The 21,731-nt window shown below is 37.2% G+C and carries 16 protein-coding genes; 14 read left to right on the top strand and 2 right to left on the bottom strand.

Annotated features, from left to right (window positions below; translation table 11 throughout):
• Positions 1 to 417: 417 nt before the first annotated feature.
• From GZA11_RS03485 to GZA11_RS03520, 8 genes are all read left to right on the top strand, one after another.
• On the top strand, positions 418 to 2,571 hold the full coding sequence (locus GZA11_RS03485) for a YhgE/Pip domain-containing protein (RefSeq protein WP_163182899.1): 2,154 nt from the start codon (positions 418 to 420) through the stop codon (positions 2,569 to 2,571).
• 113 nt (positions 2,572 to 2,684) lie between these two features.
• Positions 2,685 to 3,419: an MBL fold metallo-hydrolase gene (locus GZA11_RS03490; RefSeq protein WP_163182901.1), complete on the top strand. Its 735-nt coding sequence runs from the start codon at positions 2,685 to 2,687 to the stop codon at positions 3,417 to 3,419.
• A 16-nt stretch (positions 3,420 to 3,435) separates the two neighbouring features.
• A complete protein-coding gene (locus GZA11_RS03495) occupies positions 3,436 to 4,425 on the top strand; it encodes a lipoate--protein ligase (RefSeq protein ID WP_163182903.1) in 990 nt (329 codons plus the stop codon).
• Positions 4,426 to 4,746: 321 nt separating this feature from the next.
• Entirely contained in the window at positions 4,747 to 6,303 is a 1,557-nt protein-coding gene (locus tag GZA11_RS03500) for a fatty acid--CoA ligase family protein (RefSeq protein WP_163182905.1), read from the top strand.
• A gap of 83 nt (positions 6,304 to 6,386) precedes the next feature.
• Positions 6,387 to 7,163, top strand: coding sequence for an enoyl-CoA hydratase-related protein (locus GZA11_RS03505; RefSeq protein ID WP_038540269.1), 777 nt, complete (start codon positions 6,387 to 6,389; stop codon positions 7,161 to 7,163).
• A gap of 97 nt (positions 7,164 to 7,260) precedes the next feature.
• On the top strand, positions 7,261 to 7,992 hold the full coding sequence (locus GZA11_RS03510; protein ID WP_038540273.1) for an AzlC family ABC transporter permease: 732 nt from the start codon (positions 7,261 to 7,263) through the stop codon (positions 7,990 to 7,992).
• Positions 7,982 to 8,290, top strand: a complete 309-nt coding sequence (locus GZA11_RS03515; protein WP_163182908.1) for an AzlD domain-containing protein — start codon at positions 7,982 to 7,984, stop codon at positions 8,288 to 8,290. Before GZA11_RS03510 ends, GZA11_RS03515 begins: the two co-directional genes overlap by 11 nt.
• A gap of 836 nt (positions 8,291 to 9,126) precedes the next feature.
• Positions 9,127 to 10,398: a M48 family metallopeptidase gene (locus GZA11_RS03520; protein WP_038540278.1), complete on the top strand. Its 1,272-nt coding sequence runs from the start codon at positions 9,127 to 9,129 to the stop codon at positions 10,396 to 10,398.
• 76 nt (positions 10,399 to 10,474) lie between these two features.
• Here GZA11_RS03520 and GZA11_RS03525 read toward each other — a convergent pair whose 3' ends face one another.
• Positions 10,475 to 10,711 (bottom strand): IDEAL domain-containing protein, encoded by a 237-nt coding sequence (locus GZA11_RS03525; RefSeq protein WP_038540281.1) that lies wholly within the window; start codon positions 10,709 to 10,711, stop codon positions 10,475 to 10,477.
• Positions 10,712 to 10,902: 191 nt separating this feature from the next.
• Between GZA11_RS03525 and GZA11_RS03530 the strand changes: the two genes are divergently transcribed.
• Positions 10,903 to 11,445, top strand: a complete 543-nt coding sequence (locus GZA11_RS03530) for a competence protein ComK (RefSeq protein ID WP_038540283.1) — start codon at positions 10,903 to 10,905, stop codon at positions 11,443 to 11,445.
• A 16-nt stretch (positions 11,446 to 11,461) separates the two neighbouring features.
• On the opposite strand, the gene GZA11_RS03535 is transcribed toward GZA11_RS03530, so the two are convergent.
• Positions 11,462 to 11,827 (bottom strand): hypothetical protein, encoded by a 366-nt coding sequence (locus GZA11_RS03535; RefSeq protein WP_038540286.1) that lies wholly within the window; start codon positions 11,825 to 11,827, stop codon positions 11,462 to 11,464.
• Between the two features lie 258 nt (positions 11,828 to 12,085).
• On the opposite strand from GZA11_RS03535, the gene GZA11_RS03540 reads away from it, so the two are divergent.
• From GZA11_RS03540 to addA, 5 genes are all read left to right on the top strand, one after another.
• The gene (locus tag GZA11_RS03540; protein ID WP_038540289.1) at positions 12,086 to 13,027 is read left to right on the top strand and encodes an LCP family protein; all 942 of its coding nucleotides are present in this window, start codon (positions 12,086 to 12,088) and stop codon (positions 13,025 to 13,027) included.
• A gap of 52 nt (positions 13,028 to 13,079) precedes the next feature.
• A complete protein-coding gene (locus GZA11_RS03545; protein ID WP_038540293.1) occupies positions 13,080 to 13,745 on the top strand; it encodes a TVP38/TMEM64 family protein in 666 nt (221 codons plus the stop codon).
• Positions 13,735 to 14,289, top strand: coding sequence for a signal peptidase I (gene lepB, locus GZA11_RS03550; RefSeq protein WP_038540296.1), 555 nt, complete (start codon positions 13,735 to 13,737; stop codon positions 14,287 to 14,289). The genes GZA11_RS03545 and lepB overlap by 11 nt, the downstream gene beginning before the upstream one ends.
• A gap of 163 nt (positions 14,290 to 14,452) precedes the next feature.
• Entirely contained in the window at positions 14,453 to 17,956 is a 3,504-nt protein-coding gene (gene addB, locus GZA11_RS03555) for a helicase-exonuclease AddAB subunit AddB (RefSeq protein WP_163182910.1), read from the top strand.
• A complete protein-coding gene (gene addA / locus GZA11_RS03560; RefSeq protein WP_163182912.1) occupies positions 17,943 to 21,719 on the top strand; it encodes a helicase-exonuclease AddAB subunit AddA in 3,777 nt (1,258 codons plus the stop codon). Before addB ends, addA begins: the two co-directional genes overlap by 14 nt.
• Positions 21,720 to 21,731: the final 12 nt, after the last annotated feature.

A 21,731-nucleotide genomic window follows, 5' to 3' on the forward strand; every position in this document is an offset into this window, starting at 1 on the left:
GATTTAACAGCATTCTTGGGTTTTGCTTTTATAAAGATTTCGGCTGAAATACCACTTTCCGGACAGCCCCTTTTTTGATTTAATTTGACTTTAAAAATGATCTAGTGAAAGCACCCTAGAGGGCGAGACGCCTTCGGTCTCCGTCCTATGATAAGTCAACATCGATTCGACACAGTCTCATCTTGTTTCCTATATCTCAGTTGGAGAATCTTTAGGCCATACACTACTGAGCAGGGGACTTTCGCTTTTCTACTTGCAAACGGGGAAAAATAGGAGTATACTCATTGGGTGATAATAAATGACTGATATGTTCATTTGGTCATTTTGTTTTTTTACAGATATTTTGGGGTTTATTTTTTTGTAGTGTATTGACCAAATGAATAAAATAGTCAATTTTTATAAAAGGAGGCATGAAAGATGAAAAATCATTTCTTTAAAAAAGAGCTTTCTACCATTTTTAAAAATAAAAAGGTTTTAATCCCAATAATTGCAGTTATGTTTGTTCCAGTGTTATATGCAGGCATGTTTCTTTGGGCTTTTTGGGATCCTTATGCAAATTTAAGTAAACTTCCCGTTGCAATAGTTAATGAGGACCAGGGAGCTGAATTTGAAGGAGATCAATTACATCTTGGTAATGACCTTGTAGCAAAACTGGAGAAAAGCAAAGACTTTGGATTTGAAAAAGTTGACAAACAAAAAGCGTATAAACAGCTAAAAAACCAAAAATACTACATGCTCATAGAGATTCCAAAAGATTTTTCTAAAAATGCAACGACATTATTAGATGATGACCCAAAAAAGTTGGAATTAAAATATATACCAAATGAAAGTTTTAACTTTCTATCTTCTCAAATCGGGGGAACAGCGGTTGAAAAAATTAAAACTGCTGTATCTGAAAAAGTAACGGAGACATATGCGGAAACCATGTTTGAGAAAATATCTGAGCTTGCTGATGGAGTTGAGAAGGCAAGTGAAGGTGCTGAAAAATTAAGCGATGGTACAGTTGCATTAAATGAAGGAACAAAAGAATTAAATAAAGGCCTTGCCACTTTAGCGGAAAAATCCATTCAATTTCGTGAAGGTTCCAAAGAGGCGGCTCTAGGTTCCCAAAAACTCTCAGCAGGAACTTTGGAAATTAAAAAAGGTTTAGGTAAGGCAGATGATAGCCTTCCATTGTTGATTGAAGGAACTAACAAAGTGCATTCTGGTTTAGAACAGCTAAAACGAGAACTTCCTGCTGGAATTGCTTCTGAAATCGAAAAACAATTAACTGGAAATATAGGTCAATTAAATAAGGGGATTGATCAGTTTCAATCTCAATTATCAACATCATTATCAGCACAAATAGCGGAGCAATTAATAGATGAGCAAACCGCAAAAATGGAGCAGCTTTCAAATGCATTAATTCAAAATGGTGTATCACCACAGCTTGTGAGTGGAATAATGACTCAAATGCAACAAAATACACCGTCTAAAGAACAGCTGCAACAACAAATTTTAACTGAGCTTGATTCTAAATTAGATGAAGGTTTCAATCAATTTAAGACAGGGTTAAATAGTCAGCTTAGTGGTGCTTCAAACGGATTGGAAAAGAAAATAGAGAATAAAACAAATCCTTACTTTGACCAATTAATCAGTGGTATTGGGACAATCAATGAAAATCAAAAAACACTACAGAATGGAATTCATCAGTTATATGAGGGAGCAACAGCATTAAATAATGGGGCAACGGAACTATCTTCCGGTTTAAAACAGTTCTCTAATGGAACAGATCAATTAACAGAAGGGACAGGAAAATTAGCAGCTGGATCCGAACAGCTTAAAGAAGGATCAGACACACTTACAGATGGAACGAAGGAATTGGCTAATAAGTTGTCAGAAGGAGCAACTGAAGCTTCCAAAGTTCATGCAACGGACAAAACGTATGATATGATGGCTAAACCAGTCAAACTAGCTGATGAAAAACTAAACCCAGTTCCTAACTATGGCACAGGATTTGCACCTTATTTCTTATCATTAGGCTTATTTGTCGGTGCCTTGCTGTTATCTATTGTTTTCCCAATGCGTGATACAGTTGTGAAGCCGTCAAGCGGATTCCACTGGTTTGCAGGGAAGTTTTTAATTATGGCTGGAGTTGGGATCGTTCAGGCGTTATTGGCTGACGCAATTCTTTTATTCGGATTAGACTTGCATGTCCAAAGTACTCCAAAGTTTATTTTCTTTTCCATATTAACTAGCTTGACGTTTATTGCTCTTGTTCAATTTTTAGTAACAACCTTTGCAGATGCGGGTCGCTTTATTGCTATCATCATTTTGATTTTCCAATTAACAACAAGTGCTGGAACATTTCCACTTGAATTAATTCCGGAATTTTTACAGCATTTTAATGCATATCTTCCAATGACATATACAGTCTTTGGCTTTAAAGCGGTAATCTCAAGTGGAGACTACAGTTTCATGTGGCATAATAGTTTCATTTTATTAAGCTATATCTTATTGTTTGCCATTTTAACCATTATTTATTTTACAATTAAATATCGTCAATCATATAAGCTACATGTGAATGAATGATGATGAAAAAACCAGCTATAATCATTTGATTTGGCTGGTTTTTTCTGTATTAATAATAGGGAAAGTATGTCAATTGGAAATAGTAATAAATAAAGAATGGGAGGTAATAGATCATGAAATTAACGGTTATCGGATTCTGGGGAGGCTATCCAAAGAAAAATGCAGCAAGCGCAGGATACTTACTGGAACATGAAGGATTTCAGTTGTTAATAGATTGTGGAAGTGGAGTACTATCTAAATTACAAAATATTTTAGCTCCAGAAGAATTGGATGCAGTAATTCTCTCGCATTATCATCCAGATCACATTGCTGATATTGGAGTATTGCAGCATGCTAGGCTTATCCAGGGGTTCTTAGGGAAAGAAGTTCCAACATTACCGATCTATGGCCATTCATTTAATAAATTTGAATTTTCGAAATTAACTTATAAGAATATTACCAAAGGAGTGGCCTATGATCCGAGTCAGCTTTTAACTGTAGGACCTTTTAATATTTCCTTTTTAAAAACTGACCATCCGGTGCCTTGTTATGCAATGAAAATAGAAGCAGGTGGTAAAAAGTTAGTCTATACCGCGGATAGTGCCTTTAAAGAAGAATTTATTGGATTTAGCAAAGGAGCAGATGTTTTACTTTGCGAATGTAATTTTTATGGAGGGCAAGATGGAAAGTCGGCAGGTCATATGAACAGTATAGAGGCTGGTCGGTATGCTCAACAAGCAGCTGTCCATCAATTAATTCTTACTCACCTACCTCACTATGGTAATCTTTCTGATTTGCTTAATGAGGCATCTAGAGAGTTTACTGGTATAATAAAGCTTGCCGACGAATTTTTAACGGTAGCACTTTAAAGGAGGCCTTTTAAGCATGTTATTTATTGATAATAAAGGAATAACTGATCCCCGGATAAATCTAGCGATTGAGGAATATGCTTTAAAAAATCTTGATATAAATGAAACGTACTTATTATTTTACATAAATGAACCGTCTATCATTATCGGGAAAAATCAAAACACCATTGAAGAAATCAATACTGAGTATGTTGAGAAAAATGGAATACATGTTGTAAGAAGACTTTCAGGTGGGGGAGCTGTTTATCATGATTTAGGAAATTTAAATTTTAGTTTTATTACAAAAGATGATGGGGAAAGTTTTCACAATTTCCGAAAATTCACGGAACCTGTTACTGCTGCATTAAAAAAATTGGGTGTTAACGCTGAGCTGAGCGGCCGCAATGATATAGAAGTGGATGGAAGGAAAATTTCAGGTAATGCCCAATTTTCAACAAAAGGTCGAATGTTTAGCCATGGAACATTATTATTTGATTCGGAGATTGAAAATGTGGTATCAGCCTTAAAGGTGAAAAAAGATAAAATTGAATCAAAAGGGATTAAATCTGTTAGAAGTAGGGTAGCCAATATTTCAGAGTTTTTAGAGGAAAAAATCACTATCGAACAATTCCGCTCGTTACTATTAAAATTTATTTTTGACGGGCAGGAGCAAGTACCGGAATATGTTTTAACTGAGAAAGATTGGGAGAAAATATACCAACTTTCAAAGGAAAGGTACCAAAATTGGGAGTGGAATTATGGCAAATCTCCTAAATTTAACTTGCAGCATTCAAAGCGATTCCCTGCAGGTTCCATTGATGTCCGGCTCGAAGTAAATAAAGGGATGATTGAAAATTGTAAAATTTACGGTGACTTTTTTGGTGTCGGTGATGTTGGAGAAATAGAGGAAAAACTCATAGGCATTCGTTATGAGAAAAATGAAATTGAAAAGGCATTGGCTGATTTGAATACACACCATTATTTTGGAAATATTTCAAAAGAAGAATTTATTTCCTTACTATATTAATGAATAGTTTAAAAGCACCTTTTTTAAGGTGCTTTATTTATTAGTTAGGAATGAATATTCCGATTGCGAGAATAGTCTAGAGGCGATCGTCCACTCCTCCAAATGTATAGTCAACATGTATCACATGTGTTGTAAGATCAAACTTTATCGCTTTTGCAGAGGCTATTAGCAGCTGACAAAGGTGATTGTCCTTTTCTAGCGGGTTATTTTTCAGAATTTTTATAAATTATACTTGTACACCAAAAAGTCATTCAATATAATATATTTAGAAAATTAAAATAAATAAATGAATGATCATTCATTCATAAAAGGAGGAGTAAAATGAACCTATCCTCACAGCTTCGCGATACTGCCAAGGTTTCTGCCGAAAAAGTCGCTTATTACTTTATGGGACAATCTAGTACATATGCTGAGTTGGATGAGGCAATTACAAAGTTTGCTTCCGGTCTTGCAAAATTAGGAGTAAAACAAGGAGATCATATTGCACTGCTATTAGGGAATTCTCCGCAATTTGTCATTAGTTTTTATGGGGCATTAAGATTAGGAGCAACTGTCATCCCGGTGAATCCAATTTACACCGTAGATGAAATTGAGTATATCCTCAATAATGGCGATGTCAAGGTCGTTGTCGGATTGGACATGATGATCCCATTAGCCGAAAAGGTGCATACACTCCTACCAACCGTGGAGCGTTATATTATCTGTGAAACAGAACATAATGGATTAAATCAGAAAGGTATTGCCAATCTTTCAGTCTACCCTAAATTGAAATCGTTTACAGATGTAATATCTTCGGGGGATCTAAGTTTCCAAGATGCCGTTCTTCATGACGATGATACGGCTGTTATTCTTTACACTTCTGGTACTACTGGCAAACCAAAAGGTGCAATGCTCACTCATAAAAATTTATACAGCAATGCCAAGGATGTTGGCGATTATTTAAATATGAACAATGATGACCGCGTTATTACTACCTTACCAATGTTCCATGTCTTTTGCCTGACCGTTGCCCTTAATGCGCCTTTATTAAGAGGAGCAACACTATTAATTGTTCCTAAGTTCAGTCCGAAAGAAATCTTTCAAGTAGCAAAAAACTATAAAGCTACCGTTTTTGCCGGTGTTCCAACGATGTATAATTTTCTCTATCAATATCCGGAAGGAAATCCTGAGGATTTAAAAACATTAAGACTTTGTATTTCTGGTGGAGCCTCTCTTCCCGTATCTTTGTTAAATAATTTTGAAAAAAAATTTAATGTGCTGATTTCTGAGGGTTATGGTTTATCTGAAGCTTCACCGGTAACATGCTTTAATCCACTAGATCGTCCGCGCAAGCCGGGTTCTATTGGAACATCAATTATTAATGTGGAAACCAAGGTGGTCAATGAGCTTGGGGAAGAGGTCCCTCACGGTGTAGTGGGAGAGTTGATTGTTCGCGGTCCTAACGTGATGAAAGGTTACTATAAAATGCCGGAGGAGACCGCAGCTGTGCTCAAGAATGGATGGCTTTATACAGGTGATATGGCAAGAATGGATGAAGAAGGTTACTTCTATATTGTTGATCGGAAAAAGGATTTGATTATTGTTGGGGGATATAATGTATATCCTCGTGAGGTTGAGGAAGTTCTTTATGAGCATCCGGATATCGTGGAAGCAGTTGTTCTTGGTGTTCCGGATCCAAATCAAGGAGAGGCAGTACATGCATATGTAGTTAGCAAAAATCCTGGCCTTACAGACGTAGATATCATTAGCTATTGTAAAGAACATCTTGCTAAATATAAAGTGCCTTCATCCGTATTCTTTTTAGAAGAATTACCAAAAAATACAACTGGAAAAATTTTAAGAAGGGCTCTTAAAGCACAAGTATCACAAATTGTATAACCCATTTTTTCCTAAAAATTTTTTATAAAAGCAGGCTTTTTGTTTAGCTTTTTCGAATGTAAAAAAGGAAAGGAGTGGGAATAATGGATACAGTTTTGTTGGAATTGAATAATCATATTGCAATCGTGACTATTAACCGTCCTCAAAGTTTGAATGCATTTAATTATGACACTCTACTGGATTTACAGGAAACAGTAGAAAATATTCGCATGTCTAAGGATATTCGTGCAGTAATTTTTACTGGTGCTGGGGATAGGGCTTTTAGTGTCGGGGCTGATTTAAAGGAAAGAAAAAGTTTAAGCGATGAACAAGTAAAACGAAATCTTTATAAGATTAATGAGGTGTTTAATGCAATTGATCAATTGCCACAGCCGACTATTGCAGCGATAAACGGATTTGCTTTCGGTGGTGGCATGGAGCTTGCTTTGGCTTGTGACTTTCGAATAGCAACGAGTAATGCGTTGATGGGATTAACAGAAACAAGTTTAGCCATTATACCTGGTGCAGGCGGTACACAGCGTCTCCCACGGTTAATAGGTCAGGCAAAGGCATTAGAACTTATATTAACTGCTCGCCGGTTGACTGCAAATGAAGCTCTTTCTTATGATTTATTAACCAAGGTTGTCGAGCAGGACCAGCTTCTCGATGAATGTCTTGCCTTTTGTTCGCTTATGCTAAATAATGGACCTGTTGCTTTACAGCAGGCGAAGTTCGCTGTGAAAAATGGGATGAATGTAGATTTAAACACAGGACTTCTAATAGAACGTAAAGCTTATGAAATCACTCTACCTACCGAGGATCGAATTGAAGCATTGCAAGCCTTTGCTGAAAAAAGAAAGCCTGTATTTAAAGGGAAATAAACATGATGGATAATCCATCATGTTTATTTTATTTCTATTTATCTGAAAATTTGTTAAAATATATTTTTATATTGAAACAAAACAAGGGGTGATCAACTTGACGGATTTGGCTATAGGAAAAGTAAATTCTTCATTTCGGAAAGGTGTTCAGGGCGGTATCAGTATTGGGATTGGATATTTTCCGATTGCCTTAACTTTTGGACTTCTCGCTAAAACTTCAGGGCTATCAATCTATGAAACGGTTTTAATGAGTTTGATCGTGTTTGCGGGGGCATCTCAATATATATCTTTAAGCCTAATCAGTTATGGGACTGGAATCTTTGAGATTATTTTAACCACTTTTATCGTGAATATTAGACATTTTTTGATGAGTGCAACATTAAATGAAAAGGCAGAAGAGGATCGTTTAATTAACAAAATAATTTACGCATTCGGTATTACGGATGAGACCTTTTCAGTCGCTGCAACAAAGGAAGGGACGGTTTCTTCCGGTTATATGTTCGGCCTTATTTCTATATCATACTCGAGCTGGGTCATTTTTTCTGGTGTCGGCCACTTGATTGGGGCAAGCCTGCCACATACACTCCAGGAAAGTATGGGGGTAGCACTCTATGCGATGTTTATCGGATTGTTGGTTCCATCCTTGAAAAAGAGTACGAAAGTTTTTCTTTTAGCTGTGCTCGGAGCTGTTTTTAATTCTATTTTTACCTTGGGACAAATGATGGCACAGGGATGGTCAATCGTGTCATCCACCCTATTATCTGCTATTCTTATTGAAACCATTGAGTATATAAAGAAAAGGTTACGAGGTGAAGTGAATGAGAATTGATATTTTTTGGATGATTATCGGAATGGGTATCGTTACATATCTTCCAAGGATGTTGCCCTTTGTCCTATTTAAGGGGAAGGAATTACCTCCGTTTATTCAGGGAGTGTTGAGAAATGTTCCATATGCAACATTAGGGGCATTAATTTTCCCGGCTATTCTTTTAATTAAAGAAGATGATATTTGGTATGGGGTGTTAGGGGCTGGTGCTGCTTTTCTTGCCTCCTATTTAGGAGCAAATGTAATTGTCGTTGTGATTGGCTCTATTGCTGTCCTTACACTTTACTCCTATCTCATGTAAGCCAGATTGTACTGGCTTTTTTTCTTGAGTTGAAGAATGTTTCTTTTTGACATCGATAATCAGCTAGCACAACTGTCCTAGTGTCTCGTGTCCTTTACTTTCTACTTTACGATAAGTTAACATCGATTGAATCACGGCTCAATGTGTTTCCTTTTTTTCTTTGGAGAGCCTCTAACAAGGAAAGCTCGGAGCATCCAATTTGCACAACCGAAAGCGGTAGCTTTTGGGAGGAAGCCATACGCCGCTAAACATGGTGCTTACGCTTTTCTAATAGATAAGAAAGTATCTGATCGACTTCGAGAACTGTCTAGCTTCAGCACCCTAGCGGCTAGTATCCTTCGGTCTCCACCCTACGATAAGTCAACATCGAATCTCCTCCGGCTCTTCGTGTATCCTTTATCTCAGTTGGAGATCCACCACAAGGAAGGCTACGGCAGCATTGGCATCGCACAACCGAAAGCGGTAGCTTTTGGGAGGAAGCCATACGCCGCTAAACATGGTGCTTACGCTTTTCTAATAGATAAGAAAGTATCTGATCGACTTCGAGAACTGTCTAGCTTCAGCACCCTAGCGGCTAGTATCCTTCGGTCTCCACCCTACGATAAGTCAACATCGAATCACCTTCGGTTCTTCGTGTTTCCTTTATCTCAGTTGGAGAGTCTCCACAAGGAAAGCTTCGGTAGCATTCACATCGCACGACCGAAAGCGATAGCTTTTGGGAGGAAGCCATACGCCGCTAAACAGGGTGCTTACGCTTTTCTTAATATAGAGTTCTATTTCTTCGTTTTTCATCTAAACTATGTAATAGAGAGGTTGTACAAAAAGGGGGACATAACATGGTGAGAAAAATGGGGGTCTATGCGGTCCTAGCCTATTGTTTATATGGATTGTTTTTCTACTGGTATTTATTCCATTTCGCTGATCCGGTATTGCCTTTTGAATATCAAGGAACAAGGGCAGATCCATCAACGTTTTTAAATGGCAGGGAGCTGGAATTAAGCGAGGAATATTCTAAAATAAGAAATCTTTTATTTTTCCTTTCTACACCGCTTGAATGGCTCATTTATTTTCTAATATTATTATTTGGATTTTCAAAAACATTTAAGCGGTGGGCAGATGATTCAGCTAAATATAAAATACTTCAAACACCGATTTATCTCTTTTGGTTGTCTCTTATTTCTTTTGTCGCTACTTTGCCCATCAGTTATATTAGCTATCACTTTTCAAAATCATATAATATCTCTACCCAATCCTTTCCATCATGGATGAAGGATGAGCTGATTGATTTTTGGGTGAATTATGGAACGTGGCTCATTATCGTACCAGTCCTATATTGGTTAATGCAAAAAAGTAAGAAACGTTGGTGGCTTTATGCATGGCTGCTATCCATCCCATTTACATTATTTATGATGTTTATCCAGCCTGTAATCATCGATCCGTTATATAATGATTTTTATCCACTGAAAAATAAGGAATTGGAAACGAAAATTTTAGCACTGGCTGATCGAGCAGATATTCCTGCTGATCATGTTTTCGAGGTAAATATGGCGGAAAAAACGAATGCATTAAATGCTTATGTCACGGGAATCGGATCCAATGCTCGTATTGTTCTATGGGATACTACATTAAATAAGCTGAATGATGACCAGATCTTATTTATCATGGCTCATGAAATGGCCCATTATGTGGAAAAACATATTTATTGGGGGATTGCTGGCTATTTATTGCTGTCATTATTCGGCTTATACCTGACATATCGGCTGATGAATTGGGCCTGTGAACGATGGGGAAATGAATTGAAAACAAAGGAAGTTTCGGATATCTGTTCACTACCATTATTTTTTATGATTATATCCATGTTGTTGTTTGCATCAAGTCCGCTCTCTAATTTGGTTTCACGTTATCAGGAATCTCGAGCAGATCAATATGCGATTGAAATGACGAAAAATCCGGATGCCGCTATTTCTTCGTTTCAAGAATTATCAAGGATCAGTTTAAGTCAAGTAAATCCTCCACTCTTAGTTAAAATATTCCGCTATAGTCATCCTTCGATGCTGGAACGCATTTCAAGGCTCGAAGAATACCAAATAAAACATCGTAACGATTAGAATTGAAAAAGCTTGAGACATTTTTTGTCTTAAGCTTTTTTCAATAAAAAAATAAACCGTTCGATGACGGTCAGATTTAAGTTCCAAATTTTTTATTTATTTCCTTAAGTTTACTCGTTAAAAGAAGAAATGTCTTTTTGTCACGACGATCAATGGCTGAATCAATTTTTAGTAATAATTTTTCTTTCTCAATCCTTAATTGAATTTCCGATAAGAGCATTTCAATGTAGAGGTCCTGAACAAAATTTTCTTTTCTTTGATAGCGTTTCATGGCATCCATTTTCATTAATTCCGTGTGGGATTTTTCGTTCATGAAAATCACCTCTGACGCTTTTTTCTATTATATGGATTTTTCTGAATAATATCAATAAATTTGTAATTTTTGTTTATTATTTTCTTTTGTGAATTGTGAATAATTTGGTAACTTTTTAGGAAAAAGGGAGGAATAATTTCAATAACATGTTAAAATGTGGTAGTAACTAATTAGTTTAGGAGTTGAGGGGATTGAATCAGCATTTGGAAGAATATGAAGTAAATTCTTTTACCATGTTATTGGAGCCGGTTCAATATGGGAGCAAATTATTTACAAAGGTTATCGAAATAAGTGATGAATTTTTAGTTCCCTTAAAACCATTAGATGTTATCAAAAATAGCTGTAAATATTTTGGGGTTGATTACGAGAGCCGGAAAAAAGGAACAAAACAGTTAATAGGGTATACGAGAAAAGTTCCCATTGCCATTGAGCCATCGAATCGGATTTTCTTTTTTCCAACAACATCACCTGCCGGAAATGAATGTATCTGGATTTCGTCTGAACATGTTGAGAATTACCGTCGAATCGGTCCACAGCAAACACTTATAACATTCCGGAATAAATACACTCATGTATTACCGGTGTCATACGGCATGATCGAAAAGCAAATGTTAAGGACGTCTTTATTAAAAACAAAACTGCTACAAAGAATTGAAGGCAGAAAAATGTCTTTTTATTTAATGGACAGGCCGAAAACGCTACAGGCTTTGGAAAAATCTCATGACTATGAATAGTAATTATTAACAATGATTAACGGGATAGATGTTTTTTTAAAAAATAGGTTTCCATGATTTCTTGGACCTTATTTCGGATTCTTGGATTAAAGTAGTTATGGTTTTCTTCATAACCTTTATAAATAAACATGTACATTGTAAAAGCATCGTCCCGTTTTGTTTGAATCACTTGAAGCTTATTCTTTTTCATATACTGTTTTGCCTCAGCCAATTCTCTTTGAATTTCCTTCAATGTTTCTTCAATTAATTCCAGGTAGGGTTTTTTTAATTTAAATGGACTATTTTTCACAACTAATAAATCCCGATTTAAGATGGTTAAAACCATAGGTAAATAAATGGCTTTTTCCATAATGTCACGGTCATTCTCTGGAATTCTGGTCATTTACAATCACACCTCACATTATCGAACTTATGTTCTGTTTTTATTTTATCCAATAGATTTAGCAAAAGCAATAGTACATTCTTGTAAAAAAACTTGCCAGAGGCGAGTTTTTTTTTTGCCAAATTCAATGATTTCATGAGAAAGTTTTTTATAATAGAAGGAAATAGGAAAGGGAAAAATGAATAAAAGAAGAAACATAGAAACCAAAAATGAAGTCCAATCAATTGTAAAGGAAAAAACAAACCTAAAGGTGATAAAATGAGATCAGATAGACATCGTAAAAAGAAAAAGAGAAGATGGAAAAAAATATTTGTCCTATTTTTATTCATACTTGGCGGTGTTATTGGTTATTCCTATTTTCAATATAAACAAGGGGTGAACCAATCCTTAAAAAAACTAAATGGAGCACGTGAAGAAGAACAAATGGTTTATAAGTTTGAAGGAAAGAAAGACCAGTATGGAGGGACGAATATTTTATTACTAGGCAGTGATGCTAGAGGAAAAGAAAAATCTCGTGCCGATACGATTATGATTGCTCATTATAATGAGGATAAAGGAACATTTAAATTAACCTCGATTATGAGGGACAGCTATGTTGATATCCCAGGACGTGGAAAACATAAAATTAATTCAGCCTTCGCATACGGTGGCCCGGAGTTGATGAGACAAACCATTAAAAAAAATTTTGATATTGATCTCCAATATTATGCGATTGTCAATTTTCAAGGCTTTGTTCACTTAATTGATGAGGCATTTCCGAATGGTGTGGAAATAGATGTGGAGAAGAAAATGTCAGAAAACATTGATGTTACATTAGAACCTGGCCTTCAGCGGTTAAACGGAGAACAACTGCTTGGTTATGTCCGTTTTCGTCAAGATGCGGTTGGGGACTTTGGCCGTGTCGAACGACAGCAAAAGGCGGTAAAAGCAATTGGTGAGCAGCTTAGCAGTATCCAAACCATTGCCAAACTTCCAAAATTAGTTGGTGTCCTCACCCCATATGTCAATACAAATATGGATACCTCCGATATGATCTTTATAGGAAAGGATTTCTTTTCAGGCAATAGAGGAACGGTCGAAACGCTCCGGATTCCTGTAGAGGATGGCTTTACTGAAACAAGGGTTAAAGGGGAAGGATTTATATTAAAGCTTGATCTTGAAAAAAATAAACAAGCACTTCACGAATTTATTACTAAATAACCAATACTACAGTATTTAGAATAGACTTATAAACAGATGAAGGAGAACACGGATGGATTTTGAATCGATTAGAGCTTGGTTTACACTTGAAAATATTATGAACCTTATTCAGGAGTATCGATCCCTTGGCCCATTACCTGGTATTCTCTTGACAGTGCTTGAGGCCTTTCTGCCGTTTCTCCCTTTATTTTTGTTTGTAATGGCCAATGCCAGTGCTTTTGGGCTGTGGCTAGGATTTCTTTATTCTTGGCTTGGTTCCTGTATTGGCGCACTATTGGTATTTTCACTTGTTCGAAAATACGGCCAAAAAAGGCTTCTGGCATTTTTACTGAGACACCCTAAGGTCTATAGGTTGATGGACTGGGTGGAACAGCATGGTTTTGGTCCATTGTTTCTAATGCTTTGTTTTCCATTTACTCCCTCGGCGCTTGTCAATATTGTTGCAGGACTTTCGAGACTAAGTGTTGCCCAATATATACTTGCCGTCGGTATTGGAAAAATGGTGATGATTTTTACCATTAGCTTTATTGGGTATGATATTCGTTCCTTGATTACGCAGCCATATCGGACAATCATTGTTTTAGTGATTATTTTTATTCTTTGGTATGTTGGGAAAAGAATAGAAGTAAGATTGAATAAGAGTACGGGTAAGAAACAATATAGAGAGGTAACACAATTTCTTGAACAGGAAAAACGGAGGAGATATGGTGAAGAATGATTGGAAAAAGGAAGGTATGGAATGGGTGAAAGCCTTTGCCATTGGAGTGATTATTTTTGTCTTTATTCGCACATTTTTCTTTTCCAATTATGTTGTGGAAGGCGAATCGATGATGCCCACACTCCAGGATGGAAATAAGCTTGTGGTTAATAAGGTTGGCTATCATGTGGGAGAGTTAGAAAGATTTGATGTTATTGTCTTTCATGCAAATGCGAAAGAAGATTTTGTTAAGAGAATTATCGGGCTACCAGGTGATAAAATTGAGTATCGCAATGATCAATTGTATATTAACGGAAAAAAATATGACGAGCCATATTTAGATATTTATAAAAAAAATTCAGCTACTGTAAAGCTTACCGGCGACTTTAGTTTACAAGAAATTACTGGAGAAAAAATGGTTCCTGAGGGGAAATTATTTGTGCTTGGTGATAATCGCTTAGGCAGCTGGGATAGCCGTCATTTTGGGTTTATTTCTATTGATCAAGTTGTCGGCAAAGTGGATCTCCGTTACTGGCCGCTACAAGAAATGGACATTCATTTTTAAAGAAATTATTTAGCAGCACGATTGGAACATCGTGTTATTTTTTTGCCGTTTTAAATGTAGTAATCCCTATTTGGGCATTAATCGATCATTTGCGATCCAAACGTTTGTGCTTAATTTGTGGTAAAATGGGAAATACAAGATCAGGCGAAAGCGAGGTTCGAATATGTCTTTAAGAATGATAGTGGGTCGGTCCGGAAGCGGTAAAACAGAATTATTCCTTGAAGAGATACGGAAACGTCTTATTGAAGACCCCGCTGGTCCCCCAATCATTTATATTGTTCCTGAACAGATGACATTCATGTCCGAATATCGGCTTGCAACGGATCCTGAAATTGGGGGGATGATTCGTACCCAAGTGTATAGTTTTTCTCGCCTAGCATGGAGAATTCTGCAAGAAACTGGTGGTATCAGTCGGACGCACTTAAGCAGTGTAGGTATGAATATGTTAATTCGCAAAATTATCGATGAACAACGAGAACGATTATCGATCTTTAATCAGGCAGCTGATAAGAACGGTTTTGTACAGCAATTAGAACAAATGATTACGGAATTTAAGCGGTATTGCATCAGGCCAGAAGATCTTATCAAAGGAAATAATCTTGTTGGTGCGGACAACAGTTCGACTTCAAAAGTCTTGCATGATAAATTAAATGACTTAGAAGTAATTTATCAACAGTTTGAAGATGAAATATTTGGGAAATATATTGATTCAGAAGATTATTTTCGCCTACTTACTGAAAAAATCACTGCCTCAACCTATTTAAAAGAGGCTGAAATATATATAGATGGTTTTAATAGTTTTACTCCTCAGGAATACGAAATCATGCAAGAACTCATGAAGCAATGTCGAAGAGTATCTATCGCTTTGACAGCAGATTCATTCAATTTGAATGCCTCTTTAGACGAGCTTGATTTATTTCGAACTGCAAAAGAGACTTGTTGTACCATTTATAACTTAGCTCAAGCGAATAACATTGTCATTGAAGAAATAATTCAATTGAAGGAATCCAAAAAGTGGGTGAATCCATCACTACATCATTTGGAATCCAATTTTGACTCACGGCCAACCGTACCTTTTTATGGAAAGACCGATATTTACCTTTGCGAAGCAGCCAATCGTAGGTCAGAGATGGAAGGGATTGCGCGTGAAATTCGCGAGTTGGTTCGTACGAAAGGATACCGCTATCGGGATATTGCCGTATTAATTAGAAATGGCGGAGATTATCTTGAGATCGCTGAGCCCGTTTTTCATGACTACCAGATCCCATATTTTATTGATCAAAAAAGGACTATGCTGCATCACCCTCTAATCGAATTAATTCGTTCAAGCCTTGAGGTAATCTTGTCTTATTGGCGATATGAACCTGTATTTAGGGTGATAAAAACAGACTTGATTTATCCGCTCCAAGAAAATCCGGATAAAATGCGTGAAAAAATGGACAGGCTGGAAAACTATTGCTTGGCTTATGGAATCAATGGGAATAAGTGGACAAAGAAGGAGCGATGGACTTATCGACGCATAAGAGGATTAGAATTTGAAGGCACTACTCAAACTGATGCGGAAAAAGCAATAGAACAAGAAATTAATGAATTAAAAGTCATGATTACTGCACCTCTAATGCGATTTTCAAGACGGGTAAAAAGAGCAGATACTGGAAGGCTACTTTGTGAAGCTGTCTATTTATTTTTAGAAGAATTAGATATTCCTACAAAGCTGGAAAAGTGGAAAATGGAGGCGGAAGAGAAAGGAGACCTTGTGAAAGCAAGGGAACATGAACAGGTTTGGAATGCTGTTGTGGATCTTTTAGACCAGTTTGTTGAAATACTCGGGGAACAATCCGTTTCACTTAAATCATTTGCATCTATTTTAGAGGCTGGTTTTGAATCCTTGCAATTTTCCCTAATCCCTCCAGCACTTGATCAAGTATTAATTGGAGATTTGGAAAAATCAAAGTTAAATCAGATTAAGGTCGTATTCATAGTGGGGGTCAATGAAGGAGTATTGCCAGCAAAACTTTCCGATGAGGGGATCCTTTCGACGGAAGACAGGGAATTGTTGACAGCGTGTGGAATCAAAGTTGCCCCAAGTAGCAGAGTTCGTTTACTTGATGAAAATTTTCTTGCTTATAAAGCTTTTACAGCACCTTCAGAATTACTTTATATTAGCTACCCATTGGCAAATGAAGAAGGTAAGGCATTACTTCCTTCATCGTATATTAAAAGAATGAAAGAAATGTTTCCGAACGCAATATTACGCTCCTTTTTGGCAGACCCTGCCCAATGTTCGGAAGAAGAGCAGCTAATGTTTGTATCCAATTTTACCACTGCATTGTCCTACCTTAATGCCCAACTTCAGTTGAAGAAACAGAACTATCCAATCTCTAATTTGTGGTGGGATGTATATAACTTTTATATGGAAAGTAGCAGGAAGGAACAGGCAGAAAAGGTTTTTTCAAGTCTTTTTTATACAAATAAAGCTATTAAACTTTCGAAAGAAACGGCAGATGAATTGTATGGAGAAACCATCACGGCAAGTGTTTCCCGTATGGAGCTATACCATGCATGTTCATTCTCCCATTTTGCCCAGCATGGTCTTAAATTAAGGGAACGGCAAATTTTCCGCTTGGAGGCACCTGATATAGGTGAGTTGTTTCATGCTGCTCTTAAGCAAATTGCTGAAATCGTTAATAAGAATAAGATATCCTGGGCACAGTTGACCAGAAAGCAATGTGAGGACTTGTCAAAAGAAGCAATAAAGACATTGGCACCAAAGCTACAAAACGAAATTCTACTAAGCTCGGAACGCCATCATTATATGAAACGAAAGCTCGAGCAAATTATTACACGTGCGTCTATTGTTTTAAGTGAACATGCAAAGGTTAGCGGTTTTTCACCAATAGGACTCGAACTGGGATTTGGTCCAAACGGAAAGTTACCACCCCTGTCCTTTACCTTAAAAAACGGGAAGAGAATGGAATTGGCTGGACGAATTGACAGGGTGGACCAGGCTAAAGGCGAAGATAATAGCGTATATTTGAGGGTTATTGATTATAAATCAAGTGAGAAAGATGTTAATTTGACAGAGGTTTATTATGGTTTGGCTTTGCAAATGTTAACATATTTGGATATTGTTATGACCCACTCTAATGAGTTAGTGGAGATGAAGGCCAGTCCTGCAGGTGTTCTTTATTTTCACGTTCATAATCCTTTTGTGCATACAACGAAAATGTTAACAATAGATGAAATTGAAAAAGAAATTATGAAAAAGTTTAAAATGAACGGATTAATGTTAAATGATTTAAATGCCATTCGCCTAATGGATCAAACGTTAGAATCAGGAGATTCACAGATTATTGCAGCCGGAATAAAAAAAGATGGGCAGTTTACAAAAAAATCTAAGGTTGCGAGTTTGCAAGAATTTGAAGATCTCAAACAATATGTTCGCAGCCTTTATCAAAAAACTGGGAATGCAATTGTTGATGGTCATATCGAGATTTCTCCTTATAAACTAAAGGATAAAATACCTTGTACGTTTTGTTCTTTTAGATCGTTGTGCCAATTTGATGAATCGATTGAAGATAATCGATTCCGGATTCTCGTCCCTCATACAAAGGAAGATGTGTTTGCACTTATAAGAAAGGAGGCGGGTGAAATTGACAAATATTGAGATACCTCCAAAGCCAGAAGGAGTTACTTGGACAGATGATCAATGGAAAGCGATAATGGCCAGGGATAAAGATATTCTAGTTGCCGCGGCGGCCGGTTCGGGGAAAACGGCTGTTCTTGTGGAAAGAATTATTCGAAAAATCCTTTCAGAAGATGATCCTATCAATGTGGATGAATTGCTAGTCGTGACATTTACTAATGCATCCGCGGCAGAAATGCGCCACCGAATTGGTGAAGCATTGGAAAAGGCCATTGATAAAGATCCTGCGTCCCGTCATTTAAGGAAACAGCTTAGCTTGTTAAACAAAGCATCGATTTCAACTCTTCATTCTTTTTGTCTAGAGGTTATCCGTAAATATTATTATTTAATCGATGTCGATCCTGGCTTTCGGATTGCCGACCAAACGGAGGTACAATTACTCCGAGATGAAGTGATGGATGAGTTATTTGAGGAGGAATATGCAAAACTAGGAAATGACGCATTCTTTACCTTGGTTGACTCCTTCACAAGTGACCGAAGTGATAGAGAATTAATGGATATTGTTCAATCCATTTATGATTTTGCTAAGTCTAATCCGTTGCCGAAAGCATACTTGAATACTATTGTTTCGATGTATGAGGTAAGTAATATAACTGATATTGAAGAACTTCCGTTTATTAAAGCCCTTCTGTTTGATGTTGAACTGCAATTAAATGCAGCTAGGGAAATGATTAAGCGGGGATTGGATATTACAAAGCTTCCCGGCGGTCCAGCTCCAAGGGCAGAAAATTTTACGGATGATTTGGCAGTAATAGACATGTTAATTCAAGCAAAGCAGGAATCATGGAATGCTTTATATGATGCTATGCAATGCTGGTCGTTCTCTAGAGCGAAACAGGTGAGAGGGGATCAATATGATAAAGAGCTGACGGCGAAGGCACAAAAGCTGAGGGAAAGTGCAAAGAAAAAACTCCAAGATATTAAGGACGAGCTGTTTTCCCGTGGACCGGAAAGTTTTTTGCGAGATATGGAGGAAATGCTTCCATTAATTAAAACCCTAGTCTATCTTGTCGAAGAATTTTCCAATCGTTTTGAAAAAGTTAAAAGAGAAAGAGGAATTGTCGACTATGCTGATTTAGAGCATTTTTGTCTTGAGATATTAACGGATCATGTTACTGAAGAAGGAAATTTTATTCCATCTGAAGCTGCCATTTCCTATCGACATCAGTTTAAAGAGGTTTATGTAGATGAATATCAAGATGTAAACCTAGTTCAAGAAACCATTTTAAAGCTTGTGGCTAAAGAAGATGAATCGAATGGAAATATGTTCATGGTCGGGGATGTCAAGCAATCCATTTATCGATTTCGCTTGGCCGAGCCAAATTTGTTTTTGAGCAAATATAACCGCTTTAAAGCAGATGGAGTTGGTTCCGGTCTTAGAATCGATTTGGCGCAGAATTTCCGGAGCCGGAAGGAAGTGCTTGATGCTACCAATTATATATTTAAGCAAATTATGGGAGTTAAGGTTGGAGAAATTGAATATGATGAAGCGGCTGAATTACGGAAAGGTGCCCCATATCCAGAGGACATTTCTTACCCGACACAGCTGATCATTATTGATCAAAAATCAGAAGTGTCAGAAGATCCTTCCAACCAAGAGACAGATCCAGAGATAGTAAAAGCTGATTTTGATGCAGAAGATCTTGATCAATCTCAGTTAGAAGCGAGAGTGATTGCCACTAAAATTAAGGAATTACTAGAAAAGCAAACATTAGTTTATAATACAAAAACGAAATCACAAAGGCCGCTAAGGTATCGTGACATCGTAATCTTGCTTCGTTCTATGACTTGGGCTCCGCAAATTATGGAAGAATTTAAGCAACAAGGGATTCCAGTTTATGCTGATTTGTCAACAGGGTATTTTCAAGCAACAGAAGTGACAATCATGATTTCTTTACTTCGAGTGATCGATAACCCGTACCAGGATATTCCTTTGGCTTCTGTGTTGCGGTCTCCGATTGTCGGTCTGAATGAAGAAGAGTTGGCAAAAATCCGATTATATAACAAGCGAGGTTCGTATTGGGAGGCGGTAAGTGCTTTCTGTCAAAATCGGAAAGCTGAAACGGATGAGGCATTTTATAATAAAGTGCGACACTTCTACGAATTATTGAAAGAATGGCGTAGGCTCGCTAGGCAAGGAGCACTTTCTGAACTCATATGGCAGCTATATCGGGATACTCACTTTTATGACTTTGTTGGTGGCCTTCCTGGAGGAAAACAAAGGCAGGCTAATTTAAGAGCATTATATGACCGAGCCAGGGGCTATGAACAAACTTCTTTCCGCGGGCTGTTCCGTTTCTTACGTTTTATTGAGCGAATGATGGAAAGAGGCGATGATCTTGGGGCAGCCAGAGCGCTTGGTGAGCAGGAAGATGTTGTTCGAATTATGACCATCCATAGTAGTAAAGGATTGGAGTTTCCAATTGTATTTATGGCAGGGATGGCCAAGCAATTTAATATGATGGATCTATATAAATCCTATTTACTTGATAAGGATTCTGGCTTTGCTACTAAGTATGTAAATGCAGAAAAGCGAATTACTTATCCTGCCTTGCCACAACTAGCATTTAAGCGGAAAAAGAAAATGGAAATGCTTGCCGAAGAAATGCGCGTCTTGTATGTAGGAATGACGAGGGCTAAGGAGAAGCTCTATTTAACCGCCACTTTAAGAGATGCGGCAAAACAATTTGAGCAATGGAATGATGTATCTGAACAAACGGACTGGCTATTAAAAGATTACCAACGGGCATCTGCTTCAAGTTATATTGACTGGATTGGCCCATCTTTAGTTCGCCATAAGGATTGTTCAGAATTAAAGGCTTCAGTTAAGCCTAATGAACTTGTTCCTCAAGAAATTACCCAGCATCCCTCAGCCTGGAAAATTTCGATTTTGAATGCGGAGGATCTGAATCGACTGGAGAATATTACAGGGCAGGAAACAACTGATTTTATTGAACTGGTGAGGAATGGGGAAAAGGTTCCTCTTGTCTCTGATTTTGCAGAAGAAGTCACTGACCGACTTTCTTGGAATTATACTTTTACAAATGCAGTAACACACCGTTCTAAGCAATCCGTTTCCGAAATCAAACGACAAAGGGAAATAGCGGACGAGCAAAGTGGAACAGATATTGTCCGAAGGTTTAAAAAGCCCATCTTAAGGCGACCGAAATTTATGCAGGAAAAGTCAATAAGTCCTGCTGAACGTGGAACAGCAATGCATATGGTCATGCAACATATAGATTTAAATAGACCTGTCAGCAGTGAATCGATAATTGACCAAGTGAATCAAATGGTAATAAATGAATTGTTAACTCCCGAACAGGCAGCTGTAATAAATGCAGACTTAATTGTACAGTTTTTTCAGACCGTACTGGGAAACAGATATTTTCATGCCAAGAGGATCCACCGAGAGGTTCCATTTACTTTATCTTTACCTGCACGGGATGTATATCCGGACTGGCAAGATGAAGAGGAGTCGGTTTTTGTTCAAGGGATTATTGACTGTATTCTTGAGGATGAAGCTGGTCTTATTCTCATTGATTATAAATCGGATGGAATAACAGATCGTTTCAAAGGGGGCTTTGAACAAGCGAAGCCAATACTTGAAAACAGGTACAAGCTTCAGATCCAATTATATACAAGAGCTATTGAACAAATTTGGAAAAGAAAAGTAGCGGAGAGATATTTATTCTTCTTTGATGGGGCGCATATATTGAAGATGTAAATAGAAAATGAC

Source organism: Neobacillus sedimentimangrovi (assembly GCF_010614825.1).
GTDB classification, from domain to species: Bacteria; Bacillota; Bacilli; order Bacillales; family Cytobacillaceae; genus Neobacillus; species Neobacillus thermocopriae.

Excerpts from the sequence above, each read along its gene's own strand:
- GZA11_RS03485 (WP_163182899.1), top strand. The coding sequence starts at position 418 with ATGAAAAATCATTTCTTTAAAAAAGAGCTTTCTACCATTTTTAAAAAT.
- GZA11_RS03490 (WP_163182901.1), top strand. The coding sequence starts at position 2,685 with ATGAAATTAACGGTTATCGGATTCTGGGGAGGCTATCCAAAGAAAAAT.
- GZA11_RS03495 (WP_163182903.1), top strand. The coding sequence starts at position 3,436 with ATGTTATTTATTGATAATAAAGGAATAACTGATCCCCGGATAAATCTA.
- GZA11_RS03500 (WP_163182905.1), top strand. The coding sequence starts at position 4,747 with ATGAACCTATCCTCACAGCTTCGCGATACTGCCAAGGTTTCTGCCGAA.
- GZA11_RS03505 (WP_038540269.1), top strand. The coding sequence starts at position 6,387 with ATGGATACAGTTTTGTTGGAATTGAATAATCATATTGCAATCGTGACT.
- GZA11_RS03515 (WP_163182908.1), top strand. The coding sequence starts at position 7,982 with ATGAGAATTGATATTTTTTGGATGATTATCGGAATGGGTATCGTTACA.
- GZA11_RS03520 (WP_038540278.1), top strand. The coding sequence starts at position 9,127 with ATGGTGAGAAAAATGGGGGTCTATGCGGTCCTAGCCTATTGTTTATAT.
- GZA11_RS03525 (WP_038540281.1), bottom strand. The coding sequence starts at position 10,711 with ATGAACGAAAAATCCCACACGGAATTAATGAAAATGGATGCCATGAAA.
- GZA11_RS03535 (WP_038540286.1), bottom strand. The coding sequence starts at position 11,827 with ATGACCAGAATTCCAGAGAATGACCGTGACATTATGGAAAAAGCCATT.
- GZA11_RS03540 (WP_038540289.1), top strand. The coding sequence starts at position 12,086 with ATGAGATCAGATAGACATCGTAAAAAGAAAAAGAGAAGATGGAAAAAA.
- GZA11_RS03545 (WP_038540293.1), top strand. The coding sequence starts at position 13,080 with ATGGATTTTGAATCGATTAGAGCTTGGTTTACACTTGAAAATATTATG.
- addB (WP_163182910.1), top strand. The coding sequence starts at position 14,453 with ATGTCTTTAAGAATGATAGTGGGTCGGTCCGGAAGCGGTAAAACAGAA.